Genomic DNA, 11,667 nt, shown 5'->3' on the forward strand with positions numbered 1-11,667 from the left:
GATGGGTGTGACCGCAGAGATGAAGAGTGTGACGACGGAGAGCGGGACGACGGCGGGCGAGGAATCGGGGCTGCTGATACGGGTCCTGGGTGCGCTGCTGCGTGAGGACGTCGTCGGGCTGCGCAGCCGCGGCACCATACTGGAGCGGCCGGACGGTCCCTGGCTGCGGCTGCCCGCGGACGAGGCGGCCGGTGCCCTGCTGCTGCCGCTCGGTGCGGACGGTTATCAGAGTGTGTACGCGGCCCGGCTGCCGCTGCTGGTGCGCGAGTCCGACGGTGCGAGGCTGACCACGGTCGACGCCGTGCTCACCGCGCTGCGCGCCCTTGCCGACCCCGAGGACCACGAGGGCTTTGACGCCTTCGCCGCGGAGTGCCGCCAGACGCTGGCCACGATGCGGCTGCACGCACGGACGCGGAAGGAGGCGGAAGCCGACCTGACGGCCCGTCATGGTGGCGATCCTGGCGGCTGGCTGGGGCCGGACGGGGGTGTGGCGTTCGACGCGCTGGCGGCCCGTCTTGATCATCCCGTGTATCCGACCTCGCGCGGCCGTTCCGGTCTGGACGAGGCGCAGCTGCGCGCGTATGCGCCGGAATTCCGGCCGGACTTCGCGCTGCGCTGGCTCGCCCTGCCGCGTGCGGCGGTCAGCGTCGCGGGCGGGGAGGCGGCACTGCCCGTCTGCTGGCCGACGCCTGCGGAGTTGGGCCTGCCGCATCTCCAGGGCAGTCATCTGGCGCTTCCCGTCCATCCGTTGACGCTCGGCGACCCGCTGCGCGACGCGTTGCACGAGAGCGGGCTGGCGGGCGAGGCGGTGCTCTCCGAACAGGCCCGGCTCACCGTCGTACCGACGCTGTCGATGCGCACCGTGGCCGTGGACGCCGACCCGCGGCTGCATCTGAAGCTGCCGCTGGCCACCTCGACGCTGGGCCTGCGCAACCGGCGCACCATCAAACCCCGCACGCTCGTCGACGGTGCCGAGGGCCAGCGGCTGCTGGAGAAGGTGATCGCCCGCGAGCCGCGCTTCGCGGAGTCGGTCCTGCAGGCCGATGAGACGGTGTATGCGCACGCCGGGCATGAGCTGCTGGCCGTGCTGTGCCGGCGCTATCCGGCCGGCCTCGGGGGCAGTGCCGTGGTGCCGATGGCCGCGCTGCTGGGCCGGGCGCCGGGCGGGCGGCTGGTGATCGACCACCTCGCCGACCGCTTCTACGGCGATGATCCGCTGGCCCTGCTGGATGCCTGTTTGACCCTGCTCTTCGACTGGCAGACCACGCTCTTCGGTTATGGCATCGGGCTGGAGTCCCATCAGCAGAACATCTCGCTGGTGCTGGACGCCACGGACGAGGGCAGTCGGCTGCGGCTGCTGTTCAAGGACAATGACGCGCCGCGGATCAACACCGTCAGACTGCGGGACAGGCTGGGCGCGGATGCCCCGGACCCCGCCGACTTCGCCGACCCGCGGATCTTCGCCGACGGCGACCGGCCGGTGCTGGACCTCTTCACGACCATCACCCTGCACCTGTGCGCGGGCTCCTATGCCTTCGGGCTCGCCCGGCACGGCCGGGCGCCGCTCGGACGGCTGCTGGGGCTGGTGCGTGACCGGCTCGCCGAGGCCGCCGGACGGCAGGGCACCGCACCGGGCGAGCCGGGGGCCGTGCTGCGCGCCGCCGTGCTGGACGCGCCCGAGCTCCCGATCAAGGCCATGGTCAGCGCCGGAACCCTGCTGTCCAAGGAGCGGTCGGGGGCCGCCGACATCAACAAGCATTACGCCAGCGGGCCCAACTACCTGCTGCCGGCGGGGATGCGCTGATGGCCGCCTCCACCTCCTCGACGTCGCGGGCCACCGCCACCGCACCGACCACCGCCGCCGCCACCTCACGGACCACCTCCGCGCCCCGGAGCGCCTCCCCCGCAGAGAACGCCGCTACTTCAAAGAACACCGCCCGGTCGCAGACGGTTGCCGATTCGCGGTCGGTCGCCGCGGCCGCCGTCGAGGCCAAGGTCGGGCCGGGCCTCGCGCGCCGCCAGGTGTACGCGGTGGCCGGCTGCTACTTCGTGGCGTCGTTCGCCGCCCTGGGTCTGCCGCCGTATCTGACGGAGATCCTCCCCGAGCTGGGCGACGGCGCGGCCCGCTGGGCCGGTCTGCTCTACATCGTCCCGACCATCTTCGGCGCGATCGGCGCCCCGCTGTGGGGCCGCCTCGCCGACCGCTTCGGCCGCAAGCGGCTGCTGCTGCGGGCGCAGTTGGGGCTGGCGGCCGCGTTCCTGCTGGCCGGCTGGGCGGACTCGCTCGGTACGTTCGCCGCGGCGCTGGTCCTCCAGGGTGTGCTGGGCGGCACCTTCGCCGCCTCGAACGGCTATCTGGGGGCGGCACTCGAGGGCGGTGCGCTGTCCCGGGCGCTGACGGTGATGCAGGGCAGCGCCCGCGCGGCCCTGGTCTTCGCGCCGATCGTCGTCGGCGCGCTGACGCCCTGGCTCTCGCCGCACCGCCAGTACGCGCTGCTGGCCGTACTGCCGCTGTCCGCCGCGCTGATGCTGGCGGCGCTCCCGGAACCGCCGCTGACGGAGGCGGCCGCCCCCTCGCCGGCCCCCGAGAAGGCCGGGCCGGCGCCCGAGGAGACCGGTCCGGCGGCCGGTGATGCCGGAGCAGCGCCCAGCAGTGAGACCGGACCGGTGTCCGGGACCAGCAGTCCCGGACGCTCCCCGGCCGCCTCCCTGCGCGCCCTGTACACGCTGGAGTTCGCGTTCGTCTTCTCGACCGTGATCTCCTTCCCGTATCTGATCTCGCTGATCAAGGAGCGTCTGCCGGGCACCGGCCCGCTGGTGTCGGGTGTGCTGTTCGCCCTGCCGCACATGTGCTATCTGGTCGCGGCGATGGCGGTGCATGCGCTGTTCCGCAGCCGCCCCCGGCTCGGCATCGCGCTGGGCTTCGGCTGTATAGCCCTCGGCCTCGCGGGCCACGGTGTCGCCGACTCGCTGACCGCGTTCGTCGCGGTGCGGCTCGTACTCGGCGCCGGCCTCACCATGGGCCTGGTCTGTCTGTCCGTACTGGCCGCCGACTGTGCCAGGGGCCGGGCCCCCGGCGGGCTGTTCGGCTCCATCGAATTCTTCTCCAAGGCAGGCGCGGTCGCCGCCGGCCTGGCCGCGGCGGCCGGAAACGACTGGTTCGGTCCCGCCGCACCCCTCTTCACCGGTACGGCGATAGCGCTGGTCACCGTGTTCGCGACCGTCTTCCCTGCTCTGCTCTCCCGTCTCCCCCGCACCCGCAGGAGCCCTCGATGCCCCCGCTGACCCATTCCTCCGGCACCGCCCCGGCCCCCGTCGCCCCGGCCGGTCCGCCCACCGCCGACCATGCCGTTGCGCACACCCTGCTGAACTGTCTGCTGCGCGAGGTCTCCGGCCCCGAGCACCAGACGGCCGTCGACAGCGGCCATCTGCTGCTGCGGCTGCCGCGCCGCGGAGTGCTGCTGCGCGTCGCGTTGCGCCGTACGTCGCTGGTCGGGGCGCACCGGTTCACCGGCCCGGTGACCGAGGAGACGGACGGCGGCTGGACGGAGGTCGGCTGGCGCCGGCTGGCGGAGTACGTCCATGCCGAGCTGTCGTTGCGGACCGGTGTGCACAACGACGAGTTCCTGACCCAGATAGCGTCCAGCCACCAGGCCGTGACCGCCGCGCTCGAAAGCCGGGCCGCGCTCGACAGCGGCATCGCCCTCGGCGGCCCTGGGGCGGACGACTGGCAGGCCGCCTACCTCGCCTCCGAACAGTCCCTGGTCCTCGGCCACCGCTTCCACCCGACGCCCAAGGCCCGTACCGGCGACCCCGCCTCCTGGCGGTCGTACGCGCCGGAGGCCGGGGCGTCCTTCCCGTTGCTGCTGCTGGCCGTGCGTGAGGAGCTGATCGCCGAGGAGTCCGCCGCGCCCGGGGACACCGCTCCCCTGGACGCTCTGCACCCCGAGGTCCCGGAGGGCTACCGGCTGCTGCCCGCCCACCCCTGGCAGTACGAGCTGCTGCGCGATCACCCCGGCCTCAAGGAGGCGCTGGACCGCGGCGACATCCGCGTCCTGGGTGCCGGCCGGACCCCGTTCGCCGCCACGGCCTCCGTCCGTACGCTCTACGACGGCGCGTCGTTCCTGAAGTTCAGCCTGAACGTGCGGATCACCAACTGCCTGCGCAAGAACGCCAGTTACGAGCTGTCCGGGGCCGTCGCCCTGACCCGGCTGCTGGCGCCGGTCCTGACCGACCTGGCCACCCGCTTCCCGGGCAGCGCGGTGCTCCGCGAGCCCGCCTACCGCAGCCTCGCGCTCCCGGGCCCCGACGGCCGCCCCGACACCGGGCTGCTCGAGGGTTTCGGCGTGATCGTCCGCGAGGGCCTCTCCCAGCGGCTGCTGCCCGGCACCACGCCGCTGCTGGCCGCCGCGGTCGCCGACGAGTACCCGCTGAGCCCGGCCCACATCTCCCGCCTCCTGGACGGCGCCGGACCCCAGGCCGCGCTCGACTGGTGGGCCGCCTACCTCAATCTGCTCCTGCCGCCGGTGCTCGCCGCCTACTTCGACCACGGCGTGGTGCTCGAGCCGCACCTCCAGAACGTCCTGGTCTGCGTGGACGGCGACGGCATGCCCGCGCAGGTCCTCTTCCGCGACCTGGAGGGCACCAAGCTCGTCCCCGAGCACCACGCCGAGCTGCTCGCCTCGCTGCCCGAGGCGGTCGCGGCGCCGATGACGTACGACGCCCAGCGCGGCTGGGACCGCGTCGTGTACTGCCTGCTGGTCAACCACGTCTCCGAGATGCTCGCCGCGCTCGCCGATCTGCACCCCGACACCGAGGCCGGCCTGTGGGCACAGGTCCGCCGCACCCTGCAGACCCACGCCGACCGCTACGGCTGCCCGCCCCGGCTCGCCGCGCTGCTGGCCGGTGTGCCGCTGCCCGCGAAGGCCAATCTGCTGACCCGCTGGGAGCGCAAGGCCGACCGCGAGGCCGGTTACGTCCTGCTGCCCTCGCCCCTGGCCGAGTCCGTGCTGACCGGCACCGTACGCACCGACGACACCACCCCCTGGAACGCCCGATGACCGCCCCCACCGACCGGATCCGCGCCCGCGCCCTCGCCCTGCGCTCCGCCGAACTCCCCGCCTACCTCTACGACCTGGCGGCCCTGCGGGGACACGCCGCCCGGATCCGGGCCGCGCTGCCCGCCCCCGTCGAGCTGTACTACGCCGCCAAGGCCAATCCGGAACCGGAGATCCTGGCCGCGCTGCGCCCGTACGTCGACGGCTACGAGGTGTCCTCCGGGGGCGAGCTGGCTCACGTCGGCACGTCCGTACCCGGCGCGCCGCTCGCCTTCGGCGGACCCGGCAAGACACCGGCCGAGATCGCCGAGGCGCTGGACCTCGGCGTCGAGCGCTTCCATGTGGAGAGCGTGTACGAGCTCCGCATGCTGGCCGGGCTGGCCGCCCGGCACGGCGGTGACCGCCGTGTCGCCGTGCTGCCGCGCTTCAATCTCCCCGTGGGCGGCGGGGCCCTGGACGGCAGCTCGCTGGCCATGGGCGGCCGTCCGACCCCCTTCGGGATGGATCCCGGGCAGGCCGACGAGGTGGTCGCCCTCCTCACCGACGGCACGTATCCGCAGCTCGAACTCCGTGGTGTGCACGCCCACCTGGCGAGCGGTCTGGAGGCGCCCGAGCAGCTCGCCGTGGCGGAGTCCGTCGTCACCTGGGCCGTGCGGCTGGCCGGACGCCACCGTGTCCCGCTCGCCGAGGTGACCGTCGGCGGCGGTATGGCCGTCGACTACGCCGCCCCGGAGCGCCGCTTCGACTGGGCGGCATACGGCACCGGCCTGGCCCGGCTCGCCGCCGCCCACCCCGGTCTCACCCTGCGCATCGAGCCGGGCCGCGCGCTCACCGCGTACTGCGGCTGGTACGCCACCGAGGTGCTGGATGTGAAGCACAGTCACGGCGAGGAGTTCGCGGTGGTCCGCGGCGGCACCCACCACCTGCGCACCCCGGCCACCAAGGGCCACGACCAGCCGTGCACGGTCCTGCCGTCCGACGAGCCCTGGCCGCACCCCTGGCCCAGGTCGGCGGCGCGGGGCGACCGGGTGACGCTGACCGGTCAGCTGTGCACCCCCAAGGACGTCCTGTCCCGCGATGTCCCGGCGCCGGGGCTGCGGGCCGGTGACCGGGTGGTGTTCGGGGTCGCCGGGGCATATGCGTGGAACATCTCGCACCATGACTTCCTGATGCATCCGCGGCCGGGGTTCCACTTCCTCGACTCTCCCGGGGGCCGTGCGGAGGGCTCCGTGGAAGACGGGGCCGCCTGACATGCTCCGCACCAACCAGGTCCGGCAGAAGCTCGCCGCGGGCGAGGAGGTGCACGGCCTGTTCAGCACGCTCCCCGAACCCGCCATGATCGAAATGATCGGCTGCGCGGGCTACGACTTCGTGATCGTGGACACCGAGCACACCCTGGTCGGCCCGCACCGGCTCGAGAACCTGATCCGGGCCGCCGAGGCCAACGGCCTCACCCCGTTCGTCCGCGTCCCCGAGGCCGACCCGGGTGCCGTACTGCGCGCCCTGGACGCCGGGGCGATGGGCATCGTCGTCCCGCACGTCCGCACCCGCGCGGACGTGGACGCCACGATCCGCGCCGCCCGCTACGCCCCCGAGGGCATGCGCTCCCTCAACGGCGGCCGCGGGCCGGGCTTCGGCCTGATCGACGCCGCGGAGTACATCCGCCGGGCCAACGAAGAGATCATGCTCATCCCGCTGATCGAGGACGCCGAGGGGGTGGCCGCCATCGACGGGATCCTCGCCCCCGGGGGCGTCGACCTCGTCCTCCCCGGCCCCGGCGATCTCTCCCAGTCGTACGGGGTCCCCTGGCAGGTCCGCCACCCCCGCGTCCAGGAGGCGGTACGCACCGTACGGGCGGCCTGCGCCCGTCACTCCGTCCCCTTCTGCGCCATGTCCACGACCCCGGAACGCCGCGCGGAGTGGCGCGCCGACGGGGTCACCGCGTTCGTGCTCGGCGAGGACCGCGATCTGACGGCGCGGGCGCTGCGGGGGCATCTGCAGCGGGTGGGGGGCGGCGGCTGACAGGGCACGGACCTGCGGGAAGGGCTCCGGTCCGGGGAGCCGGCCGCCGCCCCGGCAACACCATCGGCGGGATCGGCCCGGCCGCCCAGCGGGTACCTGTGGCCTGAAGTACGGGACCGAGGGAGCTGAGCGGGAATGGCCACGAGCAATGCGTTGGTGATCGCCGGAGCGGGGCTGGCCGGTGCCAAGGCCGCGGAGACCTTGCGTGCGGAGGGGTTCGACGGGCCGCTGGTGCTGCTGGGGGACGAGAGCGAGCGGCCGTACGAGCGGCCGCCGCTGTCCAAGGGGTATCTCATGGGCCGGTCGGAGCGGGAGAAGGTGTATGTGCACCCGGCCCGGTGGTACGAGGACCACGACGTCGATCTGCGGCTGGGGACGGCGGTGACCGCGCTCGACCCGGCGGCCCACGAGCTGACGCTCGCCGACGGGAGCCGGCAGGGTTACGCGAAGCTGCTGCTGGCCACCGGGGCCACGCCGCGCCCGCTCCCGGTGCCGGGCGCGGAGCTGGACGGGGTGCTCCTGCTGCGGCGGCTGGGGGACAGCGACCTGATCAAGGAGACCTTCCGCACCGCGCAGCAGATCGTGGTGGTGGGCGGGGGCTGGATCGGGCTGGAGACCACGGCCGCCGCCCGTGCCGCGGGGGTGGCGGTGACGGTGGTGGAGACGGCGGAGCTGCCGCTGCTCCAGGTGCTGGGCCGTGAGGTCGCCCAGGTCTTCGCGGATCTGCACACCGATCACGAGGTCGTCTTCCGGTACGGCGCCGAGGTCGCGGAGATCACCGGCACGCTCGGTCATGCGGACGGTGTGCGGCTGACGGACGGCACCCAGATTCCCGCGGACGCGGTGATCATCGGCGTCGGCGTCGCGCCCAACAGCGGGCTGGCCGAGGACGCGGGGCTGGAGGTGGACAACGGCGTCCGGGTCGATGCGCAGCTGCGCTCCTCGCATCCGGACGTCCATGCGGCCGGTGATGTCGCGAACGCCTTCCACCCCTTCCTCGGCACGCACGTCCGGGTCGAGCACTGGGCCAACGCCCTCCACCAGCCGCAGGTGGCGTCCAGGGCCATGCTCGGCCAGGACGTGGCCTACGACCGGCTGCCGTACTTCTTCACGGATCAGTACGACCTGGGGATGGAGTACACGGGTTATGTCGCGCCCGGCGGTTACGACCGTGTCGTCTTCCGCGGCGATACGAGGAGCCGCGAGTTCATCGCCTTCTGGCTCTCCGGCGACCGGGTGCTGGCCGGAATGAACGTCAATGTCTGGGATGTGGTCGAGCCGATCCGGGCGCTGGTGACCAGCGGGCGGACGGTCGATACGGCACGGCTGGCCGATCCCGGGGTGCCGTTGGCCGACCTTGTGACCTAGGGTCGGTGGCCCCCACCAGCCCTGGCCGTAGGGAAGTTGACGGAATGACGGCCGGCGTGACCCGCGGACCCGCCCCCTCTCCCCTCCCCGTTCTCCGGTCCGTGCCGCGGCGCCGCGGCGGGGCCGTTCCGCCGCCCGCGCGCTCCGCCGCCCGCACGGGCACCATGGAGAGGAAGGAGGGTCGCCATGACGACTGAGCCGACGCCCGACGGACCGGGTCCGGTGCCGAGCAAGCCGGAGCCCGTGCCGCGCGACCCCGAGCCGGTGCCGGGCTCCCCCGTGCCCGCCGAGCCGGAGCCGGACGAGCCGGGCCCGCACCCGGCGGAGCCGCCGGGGACCGGCCCGGGCGAGCATCCGGCGCCGGAACCACCCGACTGACCGGTACAGGGTGTCTCCGGTTGCGTGCGCAGGGTGGCAGAGCCAACGTGGGACGTCCCACCTCCTGTCCGGGGGAAGGGTGTGACGGACCTCGGGAGCGAGCACCACGGCGATCACCAACGGCGATCACGACGCGCGGGAGAAGACAGCATGCTGCTGCCGGACAAATCTGTGCTCGCTGCGCAGCTGCGGCGGTACCGGGTCTGGGAGGACCTGGTGCACGCCGCGCCCCATGATCCGGCCCGGCGCCGTCGGCTGGAGGATGTCGCCTACACCCTGTGCGTCCTGACGGGCCGCCGCACCGCCCGCGAGGCGGTCATCGCGGCGGAGAGCTACCTCGCGAGGAGCTGAGCATGCGCGACGCACCGACGCCGCCCGCGCCGACCCACCTCGACCCGGCCGAACTGCGCACCCTGGACGCCCACTGGCGGGCCGCCAACTACCTTTCCGTCGGCCAGATCTACCTGATGGCCAACCCGCTGCTGACCGAGCCGCTGCGCCCCGAGCACATCAAACCGCGGCTGCTCGGCCACTGGGGCACCTCCCCGGGCCTGAACCTGGTGCACACCCATCTCAACCGCGTCATCAAGGCCCGCGGTCTGGAGGCGCTGTGCGTCTGGGGCCCGGGCCACGGCGGCCCCGCCGTCCTCGCCAACTCCTGGCTCGACGGTACGTACGGCGAGACCTATCCCGATGTCGGCCGGGACCGCGCGGGCATGGAGCGGCTGTTCCGGCAGTTCTCCTTCCCCGGCGGCGTCCCCAGCCATGTCGCGCCGGAGACGCCCGGCTCCCTGCACGAGGGCGGTGAGCTGGGCTATTCCCTCGCCCATGCCTACGGGGCGGCGTTCGACAACCCGCAGCTGCTGGTGGCGTGTGTGATCGGGGACGGCGAGGCGGAGACCGGGCCGCTCGCCGCGTCGTGGCACGCCACCAAGTTCCTCGACCCGGTGCACGACGGGGCGGTGCTGCCGATCCTGCACCTCAACGGCTACAAGATCGCCAACCCGGCGGTGCTCGCCCGGATCCCGCACGACGAACTCGACGCGCTGCTGCGCGGCTACGGCCACGACCCGCTGTACGTCGTCGGCAACGACCCCGCCACGGTGCACGACGCGCTGGCCGCCGCGATGGACCGGGCGCTGGACCGGATCGGCGACATCCAGCGGCGGGCCCGTTCCGCGGGCGAGACGGACCGGCCGCACTGGCCGGTGATCGTGCTCCGCACGCCCAAGGGCTGGACCGGCCCGCACGAGGTCGACGGGCTGCCGGTCGAGGGCACCTGGCGCGCGCACCAGGTCCCGCTGACGGGCGTACGCGACCATGCCGATCACCGCCATCAGCTGGAGGCCTGGCTGCGTTCGTACCGCCCGGAGGAGCTGTTCGACGCCTCGGGCGCGCCCCTGCCGGACGTCCTGGCCTGTGTGCCCGAGGGCTCCCGGCGGCTGGGTGCCTCCCCGCACGCCAACGGGGGCCTCCTTCTGCAGGATCTGCCGGTCCCGCCGCTCGAACGGCACGCGGTGGACGTCGCCAAACCGGGCGCCGTGCTGCACGAGCCGACGCGGGTGCTCGGCGGCATGCTGCGGGCCGTCATGGCGGCCACCGCGGAGCGCCGTGACTTCCGTGTCGTCGGCCCCGACGAGACCGCCTCCAACCGTCTGGAGGCGCTCTACGAGGCCACCGGGAAGGACTGGCAGGCCGAAACGGTCGGCAGCGACGAGCATCTGGCGCGCGACGGCCGGGTCATGGAGGTGCTCTCGGAGCATCTGTGCCAGGGCTGGCTGGAGGGCTATCTCCTCACCGGGCGGCACGGTCTCTTCTCCTGCTACGAGGCGTTCGCCCATATCGTCGACTCGATGGTCAACCAGCACATCAAATGGCTGCGCACCTCCCGCCGCATCCCATGGCGCCGTCCCGTCGCCTCCCTCAACTACCTGCTGACCTCGCATGTCTGGCGCCAGGACCACAACGGCTTCTCCCATCAGGACCCCGGCTTCATCGACCACATCCTCAACAAGAGCCCCGAGGTCGTGCGCGTCTATCTGCCGCCGGACGCCAACACCCTGCTCTCGGTGGCCGACCACGCCCTCCGCAGCCGCGACTACGTCAATGTGATCGTGGCCGGCAAACAGCCCTGCTTCGACTGGCTCACCCTGGACGAGGCCCGGGCCCACTGCGCCCGCGGCGCCGGCGTGTGGCCCTGGGCGGGCACCGAGGACGGCGGCAGCGGCCCGGACGTCGTCCTGGCCTGCGCCGGGGACGTCCCCACCCAGGAGACCCTGGCCGCCGCCGGTCTGCTCCGCCGCCATCTGCCGGAGCTCGCCGTACGGGTCGTCAATGTCGTCGACATGGCCCGGCTCCTGCCCGCGGGTGCGCACCCCCACGGCATGCCGGACTCCGAGTACGACGCCCTGTTCACCCCCGACAAGCCGGTCATCTTCGCTTATCACGGCTATCCCTGGCTGATCCACCGCCTGAGCTACCGCCGCACCGGCCACCGCCATCTGCATGTCCGCGGCTACAAGGAGGAGGGCACCACGACCACCCCCTTCGACATGGTCGTCCGCAACGACCTCGACCGCTACCGGCTGGTCATGGACGCCGTGGACCGGGTCCCGGGCCTCGGTGTCCGCGCCCTCGCCGTGCGCCAGGCGATGGCGGATGCCCGTACCCGGCATCACGCCTGGATCCGCGAGCACGGGACGGATCTGCCGGAGGTGGCGGACTGGACGTGGACGGGGTGAGGAGTGGGGGGACGGGGCGGGGCGCCCCACTCGGCGTAACCCCCGGCGCGGTGACCCGGCCGCCTCCCGCCCGCATGTGAGCCTGGGGCCGGGGTAGCCGG

General features: G+C 73.4%; 9 protein-coding genes. All 9 read left to right on the top strand.

The features are described from left to right. Position 1: 1 nt before the first annotated feature. Positions 2–1,804, top strand: coding sequence for an IucA/IucC family protein (locus ADL29_RS26835; RefSeq protein WP_107095096.1), 1,803 nt, complete (start codon positions 2–4; stop codon positions 1,802–1,804). Then, positions 1,804–3,285, top strand: coding sequence for an MFS transporter (locus tag ADL29_RS26840; protein WP_078971314.1), 1,482 nt, complete (start codon positions 1,804–1,806; stop codon positions 3,283–3,285). Before ADL29_RS26835 ends, ADL29_RS26840 begins: the two co-directional genes overlap by 1 nt. After that, complete coding sequence (locus tag ADL29_RS26845) at positions 3,273–5,060, top strand: IucA/IucC family protein (protein ID WP_053926163.1); 1,788 nt, start codon at positions 3,273–3,275, stop codon at positions 5,058–5,060. Before ADL29_RS26840 ends, ADL29_RS26845 begins: the two co-directional genes overlap by 13 nt. After that, positions 5,057–6,307, top strand: coding sequence for a type III PLP-dependent enzyme (locus ADL29_RS26850; RefSeq protein ID WP_053926164.1), 1,251 nt, complete (start codon positions 5,057–5,059; stop codon positions 6,305–6,307). The genes ADL29_RS26845 and ADL29_RS26850 overlap by 4 nt, the downstream gene beginning before the upstream one ends. A gap of 1 nt (position 6,308) precedes the next feature. After that, positions 6,309–7,079, top strand: a complete 771-nt coding sequence (locus tag ADL29_RS26855) for an HpcH/HpaI aldolase family protein (RefSeq protein ID WP_053926165.1) — start codon at positions 6,309–6,311, stop codon at positions 7,077–7,079. Between the two features lie 135 nt (positions 7,080–7,214). Next, entirely contained in the window at positions 7,215–8,447 is a 1,233-nt protein-coding gene (locus tag ADL29_RS26860) for an NAD(P)/FAD-dependent oxidoreductase (RefSeq protein WP_053926166.1), read from the top strand. A gap of 186 nt (positions 8,448–8,633) precedes the next feature. Beyond that, positions 8,634–8,825, top strand: coding sequence for a hypothetical protein (locus ADL29_RS26865; protein WP_053926167.1), 192 nt, complete (start codon positions 8,634–8,636; stop codon positions 8,823–8,825). Between the two features lie 150 nt (positions 8,826–8,975). Continuing rightward, positions 8,976–9,176 carry a DUF5133 domain-containing protein gene (locus tag ADL29_RS26870; protein ID WP_046929299.1) on the top strand — a complete coding sequence of 67 codons (201 nt, stop codon included), beginning with the start codon at positions 8,976–8,978 and terminating at the stop codon, positions 9,174–9,176. A 2-nt stretch (positions 9,177–9,178) separates the two neighbouring features. Then, entirely contained in the window at positions 9,179–11,566 is a 2,388-nt protein-coding gene (locus ADL29_RS26875) for a phosphoketolase family protein (RefSeq protein WP_053926168.1), read from the top strand. Positions 11,567–11,667: the final 101 nt, after the last annotated feature.

The organism is Streptomyces chattanoogensis (assembly GCF_001294335.1).
GTDB classification, from domain to species: domain Bacteria; phylum Actinomycetota; class Actinomycetes; order Streptomycetales; family Streptomycetaceae; genus Streptomyces; species Streptomyces chattanoogensis.